Consider the following 20,388-nt stretch of genomic DNA (forward strand, 5'->3'; position numbering starts at 1 on the left):
AGGAACACATTGTGCATTGCTATTTTGAAATAATAAATAAGGAGTTATCTATGAGTTGTTCGTGTACTTCAAGTAGTTCTCAAGAATCAATCCAAGAAGAGGTAATGGCAAAGATTAATAATCACCCTTGTTATAGTGAAGGTGCTCACCAACACTATGCGAGAATCCATGTGGCCGTTGCACCTGCTTGTAATATTCAATGTAACTACTGTAATAGAAAATATGATTGTTCAAATGAAAGCAGACCAGGAGTAACATCTTCTAAATTACAACCTGAGGAAGCAGTTAAGAAGATTTTATTTGTAGGTGGAGAAATTCAACAATTGTCAGTTGTAGGAATTGCTGGACCTGGTGACGCGTTAGCAAATCCTGAAAAAACTTTTAAAACTTTTAAAATGCTATATGAAAAAGCACCGGATTTAAAAATGTGTTTATCTACAAATGGACTTATGCTTCCTGATTATGTTGATAAAATCCAACAATATAATGTTGACCACGTTACTGTTACAATTAATTCAGTTGATGAAACAGGTGAAGTTGGTTCTAGAATTTATCCTTGGATTTTATGGAATCATAAAAAAGTATTTGGAAAAGAAGCAGCAAAAATTCTTCTACAAAGACAACTTGAGGGAATCAAGATGTTAACAGACAGAGGAATTTTAGTTAAAGCAAACTCTGTTTTAATTCCAGGTGTAAATGATCAAGAATTACCAAATGTTGCTAAAAAACTAAAAGAGTTAGGTGTATTTCTACATAATATCATGCCACTATTATCAAAAGAAGAGTATGGGACTTATTATGGATTAAATGGACAATCAAGTGCTACTGATCAAGAAGTTATGGCAGCACAAGAAGCTTGTGGAATGGATATGAAACTTATGTCTCACTGTAGACAGTGTCGAGCTGATGCTGTTGGATTAATTGGCGAAGATAGAGGTGAAGAGTTTACAAATGATACTTTTGTAAATATGGACTGGGAAGATTTAACTAAAAAATATGATATTAATGCACGTGCACAAAAACATCAAGTTATTGAAAACTGGAGAGCAGCTTTAGAAGTTGCAAATGAAAAAGTAAAAATTGCACAAGCTTCTAAAGAACAATTGAGTTCAACAGGTGAAACAAAACTTGTAGCTGTTACAACAGCTGGTGAGGGAACTATCAATTTACACTTTGGTAATGCAAAAGAGTTCTTAATCTATGAAGCTGGTGATAAAGCAATAAAATTTGTAATGCACAGAAAAGTAGAAAATCCATATTGTAAAGGACCCGAAGATTGTGATGGTTCTTATCCAATTGAAGAGATTAAAAACACTCTAAAAGATGTGGATTTATTATTAACAGAAAAAATTGGTGGATGCCCACAAGATGAGTTAGCTAGTATTAATTTAATTAGTGATGATTCTTATGCTCTTCAACCAATTGAAAAATCAGTTTTCGCAGCTGTTCAAAAATATTTTTATTCAAATAAAGAAAAATCTGAAAAAGAGTTAGGGTAATCCCTAGCTTTTGAAAACTAAACCTAGAGTAATACTATTTATTAGAATCAAAAGATTTAGTGTTTATTAAGACTGATTAGTTAGAAATTTTAGAATAATTTTGAATTTTTTTATAGCAAATTTTGCTCCAAAATGTTAGAATAATCTAACTTTCTATAAGGATTTCTAAATGACTAAAATCATGAATAGAGTTTTACAAGATATACAAATATTATCTTCAAATGAAAAAAATGATTTAATGAAAATTCTTATTGCATCTATGGATGAAAATCATGATAATGATTCCGATAAATTTTGGGCAGATATAGCTAAAAATAGATTTGAAGAAATAGAATCAAAAAAAGTTCAAACTCTAAATTGGAATCAAATAAAACAACAAGTTTTATCTTAAAATGAAACCATTATCTTTTCACCCTGAAATTGCAATAGATATTAAAGGCTCATATAATTGGTATGAAAAGCAACTTGAGGGATTAGGAAAAGAGTTCTTATATGAGCTAGAAAATGGTTTTGAAGCTATTCAAAACTTTCCAAATGCATGGGCTAATTACCAATATGATTTTAAAAGATATATCCTAAATAAATTCCCTTTCTCCATAATATACAAAGAATCAAATGAAGAAATATTTATAATTGTAGTTATGCATAACAGTAGAAAACCAAATTATTGGGCTGATAGAATAATTTAAATAGAAAATCAAATTACTTATTTTTAATGGACTCGAAAAAAATGCCTTTTCGTTTTTATTCTTAAATTAAGCTTGAAAGCCAACTATTAACTCTTTTTCTAATATCAACGCATTCATAATCTTTTTTAAATATTGAGTATTTAACAATTCCAAATATAAAATATAGTATATAAAAACAAAACATTATTGCACTTATAACTATAGAAATGAAAGTATATTGAAATAATATCCCTACAATATTCAATAAGCTAATCCCTAATATTAACAAAAGAATAAACTTTAATCCAAAAAAACTATGAAATAAAAAACCTATATTCTAATATTTCCTTAAATCCTCACTTCGGAACACTATTTGCATAACTTTTTATATCGAAATTAAAGGTTAGTACAATGTCAATTATTAATGATACAACTTTAAGAGATGGTGAACAAACGCCATACGTAGCTTTTAACACTAAAGAGAAACTTAAAATAGCAAGGCTTTTATATGAAGCTGGTGCTGATGAATTAGAAGTTGGAATTCCTGCAATGGGGAAAAAAGAGCAAGATGATTTAAAAGAGATTCTTGCCCTTAATTTACCTATCCCAATTATGAGTTGGAACCGAGCTACTATGGGTGATTTAGACGCTTCTTTAAAGTGTGGATTAAAAGCGGTTGACTTATCTATACCTGTTTCTGATATTTTGATTGATATTAAATTTGGTGGAGATAAAACAAGATTATTAAAACAACTTGAAGAGGTAATTTTACAAGCCAAAAAAGAAAATTTATTTGTTTGTATTGGTGGTGAAGATTCAAGTCGCGCGAACAACTCTTTTTTAAAAGAGATTATGACATTAGGAGCTGAACTTGGTGCAAATAGATTTAGATATTGTGACACGGTTGGTATTTTAACACCTCATAAAACTTATGAGAATATCAAAGATTTAAGTTCTTCGAATCTTTTAGATATAGAAATGCATACTCACAATGACTTTGGAATGGCAACTGCAAATGCAATTGCAGGATATGAAGCAGGAGCATACAGCTCTAATACTACGGTTATTGGTATTGGTGAGAGAGCTGGAAATGCTAGTTTTGAGCAAGTATTAATGTCTTTGAGACTTTTGGGAAAAGAGATTAATATCAATTCAAAAGCTTTAAAATCTCTTATTAAAACTGTAAGTAGTGCTTCTCATAGAAGAGTTGATACTAACTTACCAATTGTCGGTAAAAACATATTTTCACATGAATCTGGAATTCATGTAAATGGCATGATGAAATCAAAAAATGCTTATGAGCCTTTTAATCCTGAAGAGTTAGGTCTTAAAAGAAGTTTTCCAATAGGAAAACACTCAGGTAGCTCAACTTTGATTTATCATCTTAAATCTATTGGGATAGAACCCAATATTCAAATCGTACAAAAACTACTTCCAAAAATTAGAGAAATAGTAACTAATAGAAAAAAAGTATTAAGTACAAATGAATTAAAAGAGTTATACCTATGTTCCTTGGATATTTAAAAAACGGATTCGAAGATTGTTTGGATCAAATAGAAAAAAGTAATGTTCTATTTGATCTTGAACTTCTTAAAAAAACTTATCAGGCATATCCTCAGTATTGTTTTGCAGCTTATCAAAACTCTCAAATTATTGGAGTTATAAGTGCATATGCTTTTGATACACATTTGTATATAAATGTTTTAAATGTTGTAGATGATGGAAAAGATATATTAAAAAGATTAGTTGCTCTTTTATTAAAAAATATCTCAGGTGAAAATGTTTTGATTTTGATTGAAGAAAAATTTGCAAAAGAGTTAGAAGAGTTATCTTTTGTTACTTACTGTGATATGTATAGATTTATGCACTCAGGTCAAGCGGTTGCTTTTAATTTTTCAAATTCAACAGCAAAGCATGTAAGTGGTGAGCACTATGATGAAGTTTCAAGAAAACTTGATAAAAAAGCTTTTTATTCAAATAGAGAAACATATTTGAAACAAGATTGTGTTTTTTCTAATTCATTAAAACTATCTACAGATTATGGTTTTTTACACTCATATGTAGTAAATAAAAGATATATAAAAATATCTCCTTGGATTATGGCAAATGAAGCATTTTTAGATGCAGAGAAACTTTTGCGAGGTGTTTTATATTATAGAGGATTAAAAAAGATTTTTGGTTTTGCGCCAAAAAATGAAAAAGAAATAGTAGATCTTTATCAAAGCTATAAGTTTGAAATCACTGGGATTTTAAACTTATGTACTTGAATGAAAAACCTAATATTAGGCTTGAAAACTTATATGGAATATAAAGGAGTTAAAGATGGTATCGCACGAAGAAGAAAAAGAGTTAAAAAAAGAATTGGCAAAATATAAAAGAAAAGTTGTGGAAATTGCAGGTGTTGTTCATGATATTGTAGAAGACACTATTTGGACTGATTATGTGAAATTGCCAAAATTAAGTGAAGACATAAATACTGCTATGAAAGAAGTTATTTCATTTCAAGAAAAACATCCATATTTAAAGTAGTTTATTATGAAAAATTTAAAAGAAAAACAGATTTGCGAATGTGGCGAAATCACTGTTTCCCAAGCTATTGAAATATTTAAAAAAACTGATTTACCATATAAAAAAGCAAAAAAATTAGTTACAGGTTGCAATCAAACATGTTGTAGAAGACCTTTGATGGCTTTGTTTAATATGGTTGATTTTGGTGAAATTGATTATCAAGAAATAGCATTTTTAATAGATGCTAAGAATGATAGATTAAATGAAAATGATTAAAAGGGTTTGTTATGAAAGCAGATATTGACAATTTTGTAAAATGGATTAGAGCAAATGGTTTAACACCAATAATGTCAGTTTTTGAAGATGATTTAGAACTATTAACTCATTTGGATTTATCAAAAAGAAACTTAAAAGATTTACCTGAGTCAATTGGAGTTTTAAAAAATCTTAGTGTTTTAAAACTTTCAAATAATAGAATCAGAAGATTGCCAAAGGCCATTGGAGAGTTAAAGAAATTAAGAAATTTACAATGTGAAAACAACTTAATTGAAGAGTTGCCTTCAACAATAGGAAATTTATCTAATTTAATGATTTTAAATTTGAATGTAAATAGAATAAAAAAATTGCCAAAAGAGTTTTATAATCTAACTTCACTTACTAGATTAACACTTGCTGCAAATAGAATTGAATATTTGGATGAAGATTTCTCAAAGTTATCAAAACTTTTATATTTATCTTTAGAAACCAATGAATTAGATGAGTTACCTGATGTTTTTGCACAGATGAAACAGCTTTATTACTTAGATTTATCATTTAATCATTTAACTGAACTGCCCTCTTCTTTATCAAGTATTAAAGAGTTAGAAACTCTAATTTTAGAAGGTAATAGCTTAAGAAAACTACCTTCATTGGAGTCTCATGATATGCTTATAAAACTTGATTTGAGTGATAATTTATTAAAATCTTTAGATTTTGACCTTAGTAAATTAGAGGATTTAAAAATCCTATTTTTAGATAACAATCTTTTGATTGAGTTACCTTCTAAAATTTGTGATTTAAAAAATCTAACAGATTTATCTGTTAGCTCTAATCACTTAGAATATTTACCTGAATTAATTGGAAAATTAGACAAATTACAAGAGTTGGATGTTGAAGATAATCAATTAGATTCTTTACCAGATTCAATAGATAATTTAAAGAATTTGAGAAATCTTTTTATAGCAAACAATAATGGTTTAAAAAGACCAACTTCTCTTTGCCTTGAATTTTGCGATATTAGATAGGAGCTTATAATGAGAGATTTATCTGTAATGGAAAAGCAAGTTTTAAAATTGCTTCAAGAACATGCAAATAGTGATTATTCAAAAAATGACCTAGCTCCTTGGATTGCTAAAACTTCTTTACAACTAGGACATTTGTATTCAGACCTAGGTTTATCAAGTAGAAAAGAGATGGGAGAGTTAATGACTAAACACTTTAGCTCTTTGGCTAAATTAAAACCAGAAGATAAAAGATGGAAAAAGTATCTTTATGATTGTATAGGAAAAACAGCACCTGCTTGTGCTACTTGTTTAGATATTTCTAATTGTTTTAATTGTTCTTTGAATCCAGAAAAAATGGAGAAATCATGTTAAAAAGAAAAAAAGACCTAATTATCTTACTGTCTTTCGAAGCATTTATTGTTTTATGTTCATTTGTCTTGATAACTTTTAATTATTAACTTATATTAAATTTATTATCTAAGAAGAATTTACTTATTTAGCATAAATTAAACAATATTGTCGCCTAATTATTTTTTTTCTGTTATATAATAAATACAAGGTAATTTTATTTATTATATAACTTAAAAGAAAGAGATTTATCATGAAACTAGTCATAATAGGTGGAGGAATTGCAGCTGTTTATTTTGCAAATAGTATATTAGATAAAGATGAAACTTGCGAAATTGTGATGCTTAGTGATGAAAAGTATCCACCCTACGATAGAGTATATTTATGTAACTTAATTGATGGAAAAGATGATTCTAATTCAATTGGTTTACAATTAAATGCTAAAGTACAACTACAACTAAGCCAAACAATACAATCCATTGATAAAACGAAAAAAATAGTTTACTCAAATAATGAATCTTACAATTATGACAAATTAGTAATCGCTACAGGCTCAACTCCTGTAAGTTTTTTAGATACAAATATAAAAAATGTAGCAGTATTTAGAAGTATAAGTGATTGTGAAAAGATAAAAGAATATTATCAAACAAATGAAGTTGTAATAGTAGGAAGTGGCCCAATAGCCTTAGAGTTACTAGAAACTTTAAATGAAATTGATTGTATAAAGTCAATCACTCTATTAGTTAGAAATAAATATCTATATAGTAAATATCTATCTCAAAATGCAGTTAATATAATACAAAACACTCTTTTAAAAAATAAAAAATTAAATATCTCATATGAAGATGAAATAGATACTGACAATTGTCTAATTGAAGATAATGAAATAAAACTATTAAAAACAAAAAAATTAAATATAGAAAATCCTTTTGTTATATTTGGAATAGGAATAAAACCAAATGTAAAACCCTTTGAAGAATTTATAGATATTGATAAGGGAATATTAGTAAATGAATATATGCAAAGTAGTGATGAAAATATCTATGCAATTGGAGAGTGTGCACAAGTTGAGAAACTTGATTTTATTGCTGGACATGTAAAAGAGTGTACAACTCAAAGTAATGTTGCAATTTCACATATATTACAAGATGATATTAAAAAATACGATTTAGAAGTTACCGTTGATATGTTAAAGGTAAAAGGTTTTGAATTAGTAGAAATATCATCCCCCTCTTTTTCTAAAAAGTATGAAAAGATAGTGATTGAATCTATTATTAATAATAGAATAGATGAGTATTTTATAAAAGATAATATCTTAGTAAAGTTTTTAGGACTTAATTCAAATATTGATACTGAATATATAGAAGAGTTAGTATTAAATAAAGAAAATGTAGATATAAAATACTTATATGAAAATAGAGAATTAGGAAAAAAAGGAAGACTAATATGTCCTTGTGAACATGTTTATAATCAAGATTTAGTTGATTTAGTTGTTTCATGTCAGATTAATTCATTTGCTCAATTAAAAGATTTTTCAAAAGCCGGTAGAGTTTGTGGAAGATGTAAAAATGATGTGGTAAAAGTAATAGAATCTTCACAACATTTAATAAATAATTCAATCCCTAAAAAAACACCTGAAGAAGTAAATAGAGAAAAAGAGATAGCACTAGCTAGAAAAAGAATTGATAAGTTTAAAAGATTGCATCCTAAAAATAAGTTAGATGAGAGTAATTTAGAAGCTGCTTTAAAAATGGTAGATATTGCAAAGAGCGAAGTTAATAGCTGGATATCAATGGTCACAGCAGATATGAAACTTCATCCTGCTTTTCAAGAGGTAGTTGAAGATGGAGTTAAAAACTTAAATAAAATACCAATTATCTGGCTTGAACTAAGTGATTGTAGTGGAAATAGTGAAGCTTTTATCAAATCAGCAAATCCAGCAATAGAAGACTTGATATTTGATTATATTTCACTTGATTATCATGAGTTACTAATGAGTGCAAGTGGAGATTTTAGTGAAACTATTTTAGAAGATATTATTAAAAACAATAAAAATGAATATATTCTAATAGTTGAAGGTGCCGTACCTTTAGCAATGGATGGAAAATTTCTTAGAATTGGACCAAAAGGACAAACGGGACTTGAACTTCTTCAAAGTTGTGCAAAAGACGCAGCCTTGGTTCTTGCCGTTGGGAGTTGTGCTTTTGATGGTGGTGTTGTTGCCGCAATTCCAAATCCAACAGGAGCAGTTGGAGTTGCCCAAGCTTTAAATAGAAATGATATTATAAATCTTCCTGGTTGTCCTACAAATCCTGTAAATATTGTTGGTACCTTACTTTCTTATATGATGTTTGAAGAGTTGCCATTACTTGATAAATCTAATCGTCCATTATGGGCTTATGAGCAAAGAGTTCATGATAATTGTGAAAGAAGAGGACATTATGAACTTGGGGAGTTTGTAGAACAATGGGGAGATGAAGGAGCTAAACATGGCTGGTGTTTATTCCAAATGGGCTGTAAAGGACCATTTGCAAATGTAAACTGTCCGACCATGAAATTTAATCAAGGAACTTCTTGGCCTGTTCAAGCAGGACATGGTTGTATGGGATGTACAGAGGCTAAATTTTTCGATAAGTTTGCAAATGAAAGAGTTTATGTTCAAGAAAAAGAGGAAAATGTTGATGAAAAAATTAGTAATTGATCCAGTTACAAGAATAGAAGGGCATTTACGAGCTGAAGTTGAAATTGATGATAATGGAATTGTACAAGAGGCTTATGTAAGTGGGCAACTTTTTCGTGGTATTGAAATAATTTTACAAAATAGAGATCCAAGAGATGCAGGTTTACTTGCTGGAAGAATTTGTGGAGTTTGTACAAATTCACATTTTAGAGCATCTATTCAAGCAGTTGAAAATGCATATAATATTGTTGTTCCTAAAAATGCACAAATTATTAGAGATTTAATGTCAATGGCTTTATTTATTCAAGATCATGTGGTACATTTTTATCAGTTACATTTACTTGATTTTGTAGATGTTACTAAAGCATTAGTTGCAAATGCTCAAGAAACTACTATAGAAGCCCATAAGTATTGTGATAAACCATTTCGTAACTCGACTAGTCATTATGAAAGTACTTTAGAAAAATTGAAAAACTTTGTAGATGCTGGAAGATTAGGCCCTTTTAATAGTAATTTTTTTGGACATAGTGAATATAAATTAAGTGCTGAACAAAATCTGATTTTACTTTCTCATTATTTTGAAGCATTAACTTTTCAAACAAAAATATCAAAGGCAATTGCTATTTTTGGAGGTAAAACTCCCCATCCTCAATCAATAGTGGTAGGAGGAGTTACAAGTGTTATGGATATGTTAAATCCCCAAAGATTAAATGACTTTTTATTTGAAATAAAAGAAGCTAATGATTTTATAAACAGAGCTTATATTCCAGATATGAAACTTTTGGCAAGTGCATATAAAGATGAAATAAAAAGTAAAAGTGGTAAAACTCTTGGAAATTATTTATGTGTTGGTGGATATGAAATAAATGAAAGTATGAAACTTTTTTCAAGTGGAGTTATCTATGATGGAAATTTTTTGGATATTAAAGAGTTTGATAGCAGTAAAATCACAGAAGAAGTTCAAAGAGCTTGGTATAGTGATGATGAAAAACAAGAGCCATTTTATACAGATATAAATGAAGATGGAACTTTAAGAACTGTAAAAAATGATGATAAATATTCTTGGATAAAAGCTCCTAGATATGGGAATAAAACCATGGAAACAGGGCCAATAGCAAGAATTTTGATAAGTTATTCAAAAAATGATACAGCTATAAATAGTTTTGTGGATAACTTTTTAAAGGATAGCTCTTTAAGTCTTGAAGATTTAAATTGTACCGTAGGAAGAAATATTTGTAGAGCAATAGAGAGTCAATATGTTTGTGAATATATTTTTAAACTTATGTCTAATTTGATTCAAAATATAAAATATGATGATACAAATACTTATACAAATTATAATTTTGCGGATATGAAAAAAGATTATAAGGGAAGTAATTTTCTTGAAGTTCCACGAGGGGTTTTATTACATAGTTTAAATATAGAAAATGAAAAGATTAAAAATTATCAAGTAATAGCTCCAACCACATGGAACGCAACTCCTAAAAATAGTGATGGTCTAAGAGGTGCTTATGAAGAAGCACTAGTTGGAATCAAAATAAGTGATACTTCAAAACCTATTGAGGTTTTAAAAGTTTTACACTCTTTTGATCCTTGTTTAGCTTGTGCTGTGCATATTATTGATACAAAGGGTAAAAATTTATCTAATTATAAAATTCATTAAAAATATCTTTATTTTTAGAGTATACCTTATAAGTTACCTCTTTATAAGTAAACTCTAAATAGTTTGCATGAAGCCACAATCTATGAGAATTTGTTACTGCAAATCTATCTTCATCACTTAGGGTTTTATTTAAATAGTTCTCAGCATTTTCATCATCAACACCATAAATAGGATCACCTAAGATTCTATGACCTTCTGAATAAAGATGAACTCTAATTTGATGTTGTCGTCCTGTTAGTGGTAAAGCTTCAATTAGTGTTATATTTTTTTCTTTATTATAAGAAATTGGTTTTATAACTGTAACTGATTCTTTCCCCTCTTCACAAACTTTCATTCTAACGCCGATAAGAAGCCCTTCCCTATCTAAGCCTTTGTCAATTTGTAATTCTTCTTTTATCTGTCCTTGCACAATTGCTAGATATGATTTATGATATTTTTTATCTTGGAACATCTCTTTTAATTCTATTTCACTTTTTTTATTTTTACCAACAATAATAAGTCCTGAAGTTTCAGCATCAATTCTATGAATTAAATTTGCATTTTCTCCAAAATGAAATCTAATTTCATCAAGTAAAGAATAAGGAGTACTTTTAGAAATTGGATGAACCATTAGGTGTGTTGGTTTATCAAAAATAGCGAAATCCTCGAACTCTAAAAGAGGCTTTAACCCCCTTGTTATCCCTTCAAAAACTGCCATATAAATATAATCTGTTGGTATATTATCACTTGGTGCTATTGTGTTCATTTCTTCATCAAAGATTCTTCCTTTAGAGGCGATTCTTTGGGCTAATCTATGATCTATTTTTAAATCTTGAAGTAAAAAAAGGCTTAATTTCTTGTCTTTAATTGCTTGATATTTTTTTAATATAAATGGCAAATTTCTTTCCTATTCTTTTTTTGAAAATCTATTGGTTTTAAATAGATTTTTTATTTTATATTTTGTCTTTTTAGATACAATATCATACTAAAATAATTAACAATACTTTATAAAAACGAAAACAAGGGACTTTAATATGGTTGAAAGATATGCAAGAGAAGAGATGAGTTCAAAGTGGACTCAAGAAGCAAGATATGCAGCCTGGCTTGAAGTTGAAAAAGCAGCTGTAAAGGCTTGGAATAAATTGGGATTAATCCCAGATGAAGATTGCGAGAAAATAGTAAAAAATGCTACTTTTTCAGTAGAAAGAATTGAAGAAATCGAAGCTATTACAAAACATGACTTAATTGCATTTAATACAAGTGTATCTGAATCATTAGGTGCAGAATCTAGATGGTTTCACTATGGTATGACTTCATCAGATGCTGTTGATACGGGTGTTGCGATTCAAATGAGAGATTCTTTAGAAATTATTATTGCAGATGTAAAAATGTTAATGGAATCTATTGAAAAAAGAGCACAAGAGCATAAATTTACTTTAATGGTAGGAAGATCTCATGGTATCCATGGTGAGCCTATTACTTTTGGTTTAACATTAGCTGTTTGGTACGATGAAATGGCAAGACATTTAGAAAATTTAGAACAAACTATGGAAGTTATTGCTGTTGGTCAAATTTCAGGAGCTATGGGTAACTTTGCTCATGCACCTTTAGAGCTTGAAGAGTATGCAATGGCAGAATTAGGACTTAAACCTGAACCTTGTTCAAACCAAGTAATTCATAGAGATAGATATGCTAGACTTGCTACTGCTTTAGCTTTAATGGCATCTTCTATTGAAAAATTTGCTGTTCAAGTAAGACACTTACAAAGAACAGAAGTTTATGAGTGTGAAGAGTATTTTGCAAAAGGTCAAAAAGGATCTTCTGCAATGCCACACAAAAGAAATCCAATTTTAACAGAAAACATCACGGGACTTGCAAGAATGATTAGAGCATATGCAGTTCCAGCTATGGAAAATGTTGCACTTTGGCATGAAAGAGATATTTCTCACTCTTCAACAGAAAGATTTTGGTTACCAGATGCATTTATAACATCTGACTTTATGCTACATAGAATGAACAGTGTAATTGCAAATTTAACTGTAATGCCTGAAAATATGATGAAAAACCTTAACTTAACGGGTGGATTAGTATTTTCTCAAAGAGTACTACTTGAACTTCCACTAGCTGGTGTTTCAAGAGAAGATGCATATAGAATTGTACAAAGAAATGCAATGAAAGTTTGGGAAGAGATACAACAAGGTAAACCTAGTACAAATGAAAAAGGTGAGTCTTTATATCTTCAATACTTATTAGCAGATGATGAATTAAGACAATCTTTAAGTGAAGTACAAATAAGAGAATGTTTCAACTTTGAATACTATACAAAAAATGTGGATAAAATTTTCAACAGAGTATTCAAAAAATAATATAAAATATTTAAGGTAGGCTAAATTATGGGAATTATGATAAAAAAAAGAAATGGTCGTAAAGAAGTTTTAGATATTACTAAAATCCAAAAAATGACTATAGATGCAACTGCTGATTTAGATGGTGTATCTCAAAGTGAATTAGAATTAGATGCACAAATTAAATTTATCGATGGAATGAGTTCATCTGATATTCAAGACGCATTAATAAAAACAGCTGTAGAAAAAATTGACATAGATGTTCCAAACTGGACATTTGTAGCAGCTAGGCTATTTATTTTTGATTTATATCACAGAGTTGGAAAATCAACTCATGGAATCAAAGGTGAGCCTTATTGTCATTTAAGAGATTATTTAAAATATGGAAAAGATGCAGGAAGATTAATTCCAAATCTCGGTGTTGGTTATGATTTAGATGATTTAAACTCTTATTTAAAACCTGAAAGAGATTTCCTTTTCAATTATTTAGGAATCAAAACTTTATATGATAGATATTTAATTAAAAATAACAAAGGTCTACCAATTGAGTTGCCACAACATATGTTTATGGCAATTGCAATGTTTCTAGCTCAAGATGAAGAAGATAAACAACAAAGAGCAAAAGAGTTCTATGACGTAGTTTCAAAATTTGAAGTTATGCTTGCAACTCCTACATTATCAAATGCAAGAACAAATAGACATCAATTATCTTCTTGTTATATTGGAAGTTCTCCTGATAATATCGAGGGGATTTTTGATGGTTACAAAGAGATGGCTCTATTATCTAAATTTGGTGGAGGAATCGGTTGGGATTGGAATCAAATCAGAGCTTTAGGTGGTGTTATTGATGACCACAAAAGTGCAGCTGGTGGTACTGTTCCATTCTTAAAAATCACAAATGATATTGCCCTTGCAGTTGATCAATTGGGTACAAGAAAAGGTGCAATTGCCGTTTATCTTGAGCCTTGGCATATGGATATTGTAGATTTTATTGACTTGAAGAAAAACTCAGGTGAAGAAAGAAGAAGAGCTCACGATTTATTTCCAGCACTTTGGATTACAGATTTATTTATGGAAAGAGTTTTAGAAGATGGTCATTGGACTTTATTTGATCCTTATGAAGTGAAAGATTTATCTGAGTGTTATGGTGATGAGTTTAAAACTAAATATATTGCTTATGAAAATGATGACTCAATTACAAAAAATGTAATGAAAGCAAAAGATTTATGGAAAAAAGTATTAACTTCTTACTTTGAATCAGGAAGTCCTTTCTTATGTTTCAAAGATACAGCAAATAGAGCAAATCCTAATCCACATGTTGGACATATTAGAAGCTCAAATCTTTGTACAGAAATTTTCCAAAATACAAATCCAAACTACTATAAAATCAGACTTGAATTTGTAGATGGAACAGTTGAAACTTATGATGAAGAAGATTTAATCATTGTTGATGGTGGAATCACAAAAAAAGCAAATAAAGTATCTGCACTTGATTCTGTAAATGGGAAAAGAGTATTTATTGTTGAAAAAGAAAAAATTGATGGAGATACAGCTGTTTGTAACTTAGCATCTGTAAACTTATCAAGAATCAACACCAAAGAAGATATTGAAAGAGTTGTTCCAATTGCAATTAGAATGCTTGACAATGTAATTGATTTAAACTTCTATCCATTACGAAAAGTAAAAGCTACAAACTTAAAATCAAGAAGTATAGGTCTTGGAGTTATGGGTGAAGCTGAAATGGTTGCTGAATACAAACTTGTATGGGGTGAAAATGACCATTTTAAAAAGATTGATGAAGTTATGGAAGCAATTTCATACAACGCAATTAAATCAAGTTCTGATTTAGCACTTGAAAAAGGTATTTATGCAACTTATGAGGGTTCTAATTGGTCAAAAGGTATTATGCCTCATGATCATGCTCCACAAGCTGTAAATGCACTTATAGAGAAGGATTTATTTGATGCTTCTTATAACTGGGATGAGTTAAGAGCTAAAGTAAAAAAAGATGGTATGAGAAATGGTTACCTAATGGCTGTTGCTCCAACTTCATCTATTTCTATTTTAGTAGGAACTACTCAAGCAATTGAGCCTGTTTATAAAAGAAAATGGTTTGAGGAAAATTTATCTGGATTAATTCCAGTAGTTGTACCAAAACTAAGTCCTGAAACTTGGAATTACTATACACCTGCTTTTGAAATTGACCAATTAAAAGTTATAAAAGCAGCAGCAATTAGACAAAAATGGATAGACCAAGGTCAATCTACAAATATTTTCATGAGCTTAGATAAAGCAAGTGGTAAATACTTACATGAAATCTATACATTAGCTTGGAAATTGGGACTTAAATCAACATACTATTTAAGAAGCCAATCACCTGAAGCAAAAAATGATGTTGAAGATAGAAGTTTAGAGTGTAGCGGTTGTCAATAAGATAACCTTACATTCTTTACATACAAACAATTATAAATATACAATAAAATTTTAGAAAAAAGCAAAGGACTTCCAAATGGAGCGAAAAACCATATATAACCCAGACTCAAAAGAGAGTTTAAATGATAGAAGAATTTTTGGTGGAAATAGTGATGGAATGATTAATTTTACTAAAATGAAATATCAGTGGGCACTTAATTTATGGGATACAATGGAAGCTAATACTTGGTTTCCAAAAGAAGTTCAAATGACAGGTGATGCTAAAGACTATAAGTTTTTAACACCTGCAGAAAAAAGAATGTATGACTTAGTTTTATCACAATTAATTTTCATGGATTCATTACAAACAAATAATCTAATGGACAATATAAACCCATATATTACAGCTCCTGAAGTAAATGCTTGTTTATCAAGACAATCTTATGAAGAAGCAAATCATAGTAAATCATATGCAGTTATGGTTGAATCAATTTCAGATAATACAGATCAAATCTACAATATGTGGAAAAATGATGCAAAACTTAGAGAAAAAAACAACTATATTGCAGATGTTTACAAGAGTCTAACCGCTGGTGATGATGGTGAAATATCTGATACAAAAATAGTATTAGCACTTTTTGCAAATCAAATCTTAGAAGGATTATATTTCTATGCAGGATTTGCAGCTATGTATGCCCTTGGAAAATCAGGGAAAATGCTAGGAAGCTCACAGATGATTAGATTCATTCAAAGAGATGAAGTAACACATCTATTACTTTTCCAAAACATGATAAACAGTGTAAGAAAAGAAAGACCAGAACTATTTACACCTGAGTTAGAAGAGACTGTAAGAGGAATGTTCAGAAAAGCAGTAGCTCTAGAAGCATCATGGGGAACATACATAACACAAGGACAAATCCTAGGATTTACAGATAAAATAATCGAACAATATATTCAATACCTAGCAGATAAAAGACTAGATGCAGTTGGATATAAACCAGAATACAATGTAAAACACCCTATTCCATGGGTAGATGGTTATGCAAGTTTTAATGACCAAAGAACAAATTTCTTCGAAGGAAATGTAGTAAATTACAGTAAAGGTTCAATCGACTTCGACGATTTCTAGAATTCCATCTTTTGACCAGACTCGGCGTTGGAACAATTTTTTTACTCAGTCACATACTTATTGTATGCTCCTTCGCAAAAAAAATGCTCCGCCTTGATTCTGAACAAAATATGAAATTCTAATATATTAATGTGTTTTAAATTTTGACCGGAATTGTCTATAAACTAAAATAAATTACTTGGAGGTTCTAATTGAAAATAGTGAGTAAATAAACACAACATTTAAAGACTTTGAAAGCTTTAAATGTGTGCTAATGTTTTTGTAGTGAGAAATACTAACATACATATCTTTCAATTTCCTTTAAAAAGTGTACTTTTTGTACACGGATATTTTTATATATTTCTGTTGAGTACTAAAATAACTTTATATTTTATACTCTAATTCTAATAAATAGTAATTCCATAAGGAGAATTAAACATGCAACGAAAAAATTCAATTCAAATCAGAAATGACGAAACAGATATTTTAAAAATATTAACAACTTATGCAAGAAAACAAGGAAGTAAAAGTCCTGAAAAATTGTATATGGTATATACGAAACTAGTATATAAAACACTAAATATTGAGAGTGGATTAAGAGGACAATTTAATTCTCATCAATTATCTATTATTGCTACAATTGAGATATTGATTGCACAAACAGTTATTGAATTAATAAAAGAAAATATTCAATATAAAAAGATATATCAAATTGTAAAACAAAAACTTCAAAGTTTTGTAGGATTGATTAGTGTTAAAGAAATTTACAGTACTGATATAGAACTTTACAATATTAAATTAGCTTCATAAAAAAAGCTAAAACTCCCAAGAAATCCAGCCTTTGTTGAAGCTAAGGTTTGATTCTTTATTTTCGGTGAAAAGAGAGGACTGTTTGAGTGAAGAAAGGTACTAAATGTACCTTTTGTAGCGAGTTCCGCAACGCAGAAAATAAAGGAGCGAAACTTAGGAAGCTTTGCCTTCAACAACTTGGCTGGGAGTTTCTTTTTGCGTACTTTTTCTTACGGTTAAGAAAAAGTGCATTCATATTTAAACTCCTCCTAAACCAAATTTGTTAAACTAATCTCTTTTTAATTGGAGAAACTAAATGTTCACAGAAACAATAAAACCAAGATTCTTAGAAACAGATGCTCTTGGGCATATTAATAACAATACTTATGGTGTATGGTTTGAAGCAGCTCGTGATGAGATATTTCGTATCTTTATGCCAACAGCAAATATCAAAGAATGGAATCTAATTATGGCTCATAGCTCTTTTGATTTTTTAAAAGAGGTATTTTGGGGTAAAGAAGTCATTGTTAAAACTGGTATTTCAAAACTTGGTAACTCTTCTATAGAGTTATCCCATGCAGTTTATCAAAATGGAAAACTTTGTACCATAGGAAAATGTATACTTATACATTATAATTTTACTACAAAGATATCCGTTAAAATTCCTGATAAAATCAGATTAGAGCTAGAAAGTCATCTGTTTGCAGAGTCTTGGCCTGCTTTATTAGCTGAGTTAGAATTATTATAAAAATATAAAGTTTAAAGGAAAAATATGAGAAATATCTTTATTATAGCACTGATTGTTGTTTCTATGGGATATATGTTTTCGATTTTATTTGATAAATATAATGTCGCAGTAGAAATTCAAGACAAAACTACATCACCGCAAAATAAATAAAGAACTTAAGCTTTTAACTCCTGATAGACTTCTTGTAAATGGTTGTTCGTTAACGTGAGGATATTATAGAGTTTTTGTAGCTAGTAGTTTATTTGGAGTATATATCTCCCCTTTTGTCTGCATAATGCTCCCAGCCTGTATCTTTGTGCTCTAATGTCACATCAAAGTTACATACCTTGCTACGAGAACAATTTACTTTTACATCAATTACTTTTACTTCATTTGCGAATAAGTTTATATCTAAAATTTCTTTTCTATATAAAAACAATTATAATTTGATCCACCATGTTCAACATTATTAATAAGTCCACCAATTCCTGAACGATGTTTTAATAAATACCCTAAATATGTTTCATGCATTGGTTTATAATCAATAAGTTTTCCCACATCAAAATCAACTGTAATATCTAAGTAATTTAAAAATCTAGCACTACTTAATATATTGTTTGGATCTTCATGCACATCATCATATTCTGCTTCAAGAATTCTACTTGTATAAGAGACCCCCTCTCCTAAACCAATTCTAACTGTATTATCTAAGAAATCTAGATTATAGTATGCTTTTATATAAACAAGTGCTTCATATGCATTGTTATTAACTTTTTCATTAAAAGTTGAAAGGCCACCTTTAAGATAAATATCTATAGGTAAGTTTAAAAAGTTTTCTTTTAATAAATAACCACCATCAATCGTTACTACTGCCAAATATTTATCTGTTGTAGCAGGATTCCCAGTTAAAATCTGACCTAAATCATTTTTATCAGCTATTCCGTAAGCCACTCTCATTAAGTATTTATCATCAGCATTTAATGCTAAGTTTAGTAGTAAAATAAGAAATAAAAAGAATTTCATATATGTCCTTAAATGTTTAATATTGGAATATTGTTGTTAATCAAATAAATTTCGGAATACTAACTAAATATAGCTGAGATTTAGGAGCATTTTTTTCAATATTTAACTGTAAAAAGTGTATTAAAAATATTTGATAACAAGGGTATTCTAAAGTTGTAGTGTTTTACTGTATAAGCGAAATACCAAAGAGCTAAAATAAGTTATATTTTACTCTTTAGTATAATTTACTTATAAATCAATTATAAGTTCTTTTAATTTTTGTTTCATCGTGTTAATGTCGATGAGCTATTACTTTAAAGTTTATTCTAAAATTTCTGTAAATCTTTTTTAAAATTTTGTTTCATCGTGATAATATTCATTAATTCCATTAAAACCTTCTAAGAAGTATAAAAAGTGATTTACTTCTTCTATTTCTTCTTCAGTGATTTTATCTTTCATTGATGGCATTACTTCAAAGTGTTTAATAACTCCCTCAAGACAGATTGTTTTTGCTAAGTTAGGATTGAATAAATAATCCTTTAAAAAATCATTTGTTTGAATTAGATGAAACTCCATATCTTCTTTATGACCTACTTGTTGTTTAAGTCTAAAAGATATCTCATTTCCTGTCGGTGCTTTTAATTTAAGGGTTTGATTGTTTTCTTCTAAAAAGTTCTTCATTAAAAGTGGAATTGGCATTGATTTAACATGGCATTCGCTACATTTATTATCAAAAATCTTCTCACCACTTATATATATATCTCTATCAAACTCAGATGGAAGGTTTGCTGCCACAGTTGAGCTTATTAGTGCAAAAGTCATTATTAACGTTTTCATTCTAACTCCTTTTTATTAATTTTAGCACAAAAAATATAATATAATTAATTTTTTTGATAGAATTTAAAAAATTATAAAGAGGATTTATGGCTGTAGAAATAGAAAGAAAATATTTAATTGATTTAGAAAAACTTGGAACTTTAAAAAATGCTAACAGAATAAAACAAGGATATATAACTACAAATAAAGATGCAGTTGTAAGAGTTAGAGTTAAAAAGGATAAGGGATATTTAACAATAAAAAGCTCAAATATTGGAGCATCAAGATTAGAATTTGAATATGAAATTCCCTTAGATGAAGCAAATGAAATGTTGGATAAACTATGTCAAAAACCAATTATTGATAAAAATAGATATATTGTAGATTTTGCTAATCATGTTTGGGAAATTGATATTTTCTATGGAGATAATGAAGGTTTAGTAATTGCAGAAGTTGAACTAGAAGATGAAAATGAGCATATAGAACTTCCCTTATGGATAAAAGAAGAAGTTACAGGCGATATTAAGTATTACAATTCAAATCTTATGAGCTATCCTTATAATAAATGGAAATAAGAAAATT

Annotated in this window: 21 protein-coding genes; 18 read left to right on the plus strand and 3 right to left on the minus strand. The window is 29.0% G+C overall.

Going from position 1 to position 20,388, the window contains the following annotated elements; genetic code table 11:
* Window positions 1-50 precede the first annotated feature (50 nt).
* From nifB to AACT_RS00330, 11 genes are all read left to right on the plus strand, one after another.
* Window positions 51-1,499 carry a nitrogenase cofactor biosynthesis protein NifB gene (gene nifB / locus AACT_RS00280; protein WP_172123857.1) on the plus strand — a complete coding sequence of 483 codons (1,449 nt, stop codon included), beginning with the start codon at window positions 51-53 and terminating at the stop codon, window positions 1,497-1,499.
* A gap of 169 nt (window positions 1,500-1,668) precedes the next feature.
* Window positions 1,669-1,890 (plus strand): addiction module protein, encoded by a 222-nt coding sequence (locus tag AACT_RS00285; RefSeq protein WP_172123859.1) that lies wholly within the window; start codon window positions 1,669-1,671, stop codon window positions 1,888-1,890.
* 1 nt (window position 1,891) lies between these two features.
* Window positions 1,892-2,188, plus strand: coding sequence for a type II toxin-antitoxin system RelE/ParE family toxin (locus AACT_RS00290; RefSeq protein WP_172123861.1), 297 nt, complete (start codon window positions 1,892-1,894; stop codon window positions 2,186-2,188).
* Window positions 2,189-2,578: 390 nt separating this feature from the next.
* Window positions 2,579-3,691 carry a homocitrate synthase gene (nifV, locus tag AACT_RS00295; RefSeq protein ID WP_172123863.1) on the plus strand — a complete coding sequence of 371 codons (1,113 nt, stop codon included), beginning with the start codon at window positions 2,579-2,581 and terminating at the stop codon, window positions 3,689-3,691.
* Window positions 3,673-4,434, plus strand: coding sequence for a hypothetical protein (locus AACT_RS00300; RefSeq protein ID WP_172123865.1), 762 nt, complete (start codon window positions 3,673-3,675; stop codon window positions 4,432-4,434). The genes nifV and AACT_RS00300 overlap by 19 nt, the downstream gene beginning before the upstream one ends.
* A 55-nt stretch (window positions 4,435-4,489) precedes the next feature.
* Window positions 4,490-4,696, plus strand: a complete 207-nt coding sequence (locus AACT_RS00305; RefSeq protein ID WP_172123867.1) for a CCE_0567 family metalloprotein — start codon at window positions 4,490-4,492, stop codon at window positions 4,694-4,696.
* Window positions 4,697-4,702: 6 nt separating this feature from the next.
* Window positions 4,703-4,951 carry a hypothetical protein gene (locus AACT_RS00310; protein WP_172123869.1) on the plus strand — a complete coding sequence of 83 codons (249 nt, stop codon included), beginning with the start codon at window positions 4,703-4,705 and terminating at the stop codon, window positions 4,949-4,951.
* Window positions 4,952-4,962: 11 nt separating this feature from the next.
* Complete coding sequence (locus AACT_RS00315; protein ID WP_172123871.1) at window positions 4,963-5,958, plus strand: leucine-rich repeat domain-containing protein; 996 nt, start codon at window positions 4,963-4,965, stop codon at window positions 5,956-5,958.
* 9 nt (window positions 5,959-5,967) lie between these two features.
* Window positions 5,968-6,309 carry a nitrogen fixation protein NifQ gene (locus AACT_RS00320; protein ID WP_172123873.1) on the plus strand — a complete coding sequence of 114 codons (342 nt, stop codon included), beginning with the start codon at window positions 5,968-5,970 and terminating at the stop codon, window positions 6,307-6,309.
* 229 nt (window positions 6,310-6,538) lie between these two features.
* Window positions 6,539-8,986, plus strand: a complete 2,448-nt coding sequence (locus AACT_RS00325; protein WP_172123875.1) for a hydrogenase small subunit — start codon at window positions 6,539-6,541, stop codon at window positions 8,984-8,986.
* Entirely contained in the window at window positions 8,967-10,628 is a 1,662-nt protein-coding gene (locus tag AACT_RS00330) for a nickel-dependent hydrogenase large subunit (protein ID WP_172123877.1), read from the plus strand. The genes AACT_RS00325 and AACT_RS00330 overlap by 20 nt, the downstream gene beginning before the upstream one ends.
* On the opposite strand, the gene AACT_RS00335 is transcribed toward AACT_RS00330, so the two are convergent.
* On the minus strand, window positions 10,609-11,505 hold the full coding sequence (locus AACT_RS00335) for an RluA family pseudouridine synthase (protein WP_172123879.1): 897 nt from the start codon (window positions 11,503-11,505) through the stop codon (window positions 10,609-10,611). The genes AACT_RS00330 and AACT_RS00335 overlap by 20 nt on opposite strands.
* Window positions 11,506-11,641: 136 nt before the next feature.
* On the opposite strand from AACT_RS00335, the gene purB reads away from it, so the two are divergent.
* The 6 genes from purB to AACT_RS15585 all read left to right on the plus strand — a co-directional run bounded on the left by purB (window position 11,642) and on the right by AACT_RS15585 (window position 18,159).
* A complete protein-coding gene (gene purB / locus AACT_RS00340; RefSeq protein WP_172123881.1) occupies window positions 11,642-12,973 on the plus strand; it encodes an adenylosuccinate lyase in 1,332 nt (443 codons plus the stop codon).
* Window positions 12,974-13,000: 27 nt separating this feature from the next.
* Window positions 13,001-15,385, plus strand: coding sequence for a ribonucleoside-diphosphate reductase subunit alpha (locus AACT_RS00345; protein ID WP_172123883.1), 2,385 nt, complete (start codon window positions 13,001-13,003; stop codon window positions 15,383-15,385).
* A 76-nt stretch (window positions 15,386-15,461) separates the two neighbouring features.
* On the plus strand, window positions 15,462-16,493 hold the full coding sequence (locus tag AACT_RS00350) for a ribonucleotide-diphosphate reductase subunit beta (protein ID WP_172123885.1): 1,032 nt from the start codon (window positions 15,462-15,464) through the stop codon (window positions 16,491-16,493).
* 417 nt (window positions 16,494-16,910) lie between these two features.
* The gene (locus AACT_RS00355) at window positions 16,911-17,282 is read left to right on the plus strand and encodes a hypothetical protein (protein ID WP_172123887.1); all 372 of its coding nucleotides are present in this window, start codon (window positions 16,911-16,913) and stop codon (window positions 17,280-17,282) included.
* Between the two features lie 295 nt (window positions 17,283-17,577).
* Window positions 17,578-18,009 carry an acyl-CoA thioesterase gene (locus AACT_RS00360; RefSeq protein WP_172123889.1) on the plus strand — a complete coding sequence of 144 codons (432 nt, stop codon included), beginning with the start codon at window positions 17,578-17,580 and terminating at the stop codon, window positions 18,007-18,009.
* Window positions 18,010-18,033: 24 nt separating this feature from the next.
* Entirely contained in the window at window positions 18,034-18,159 is a 126-nt protein-coding gene (locus AACT_RS15585; RefSeq protein WP_272953560.1) for a hypothetical protein, read from the plus strand.
* 240 nt (window positions 18,160-18,399) lie between these two features.
* Here AACT_RS15585 and AACT_RS00365 read toward each other — a convergent pair whose 3' ends face one another.
* Both AACT_RS00365 and AACT_RS00370 read right to left on the minus strand, forming a co-directional pair.
* Entirely contained in the window at window positions 18,400-19,011 is a 612-nt protein-coding gene (locus AACT_RS00365; protein ID WP_172123891.1) for a hypothetical protein, read from the minus strand.
* Window positions 19,012-19,338: 327 nt separating this feature from the next.
* Window positions 19,339-19,827, minus strand: coding sequence for a hypothetical protein (locus AACT_RS00370; protein WP_172123893.1), 489 nt, complete (start codon window positions 19,825-19,827; stop codon window positions 19,339-19,341).
* An 86-nt stretch (window positions 19,828-19,913) separates the two neighbouring features.
* Here AACT_RS00370 and AACT_RS00375 point away from each other — a divergent pair, with 86 nt between their 5' ends.
* Window positions 19,914-20,381, plus strand: coding sequence for a CYTH domain-containing protein (locus AACT_RS00375; protein WP_172123895.1), 468 nt, complete (start codon window positions 19,914-19,916; stop codon window positions 20,379-20,381).
* The last annotated feature ends 7 nt before the right edge of the window (window positions 20,382-20,388 follow it).

It is taken from the genome of Arcobacter acticola, assembly GCF_013177675.1.
GTDB classification, from domain to species: domain Bacteria; phylum Campylobacterota; class Campylobacteria; order Campylobacterales; family Arcobacteraceae; genus Aliarcobacter; species Aliarcobacter acticola.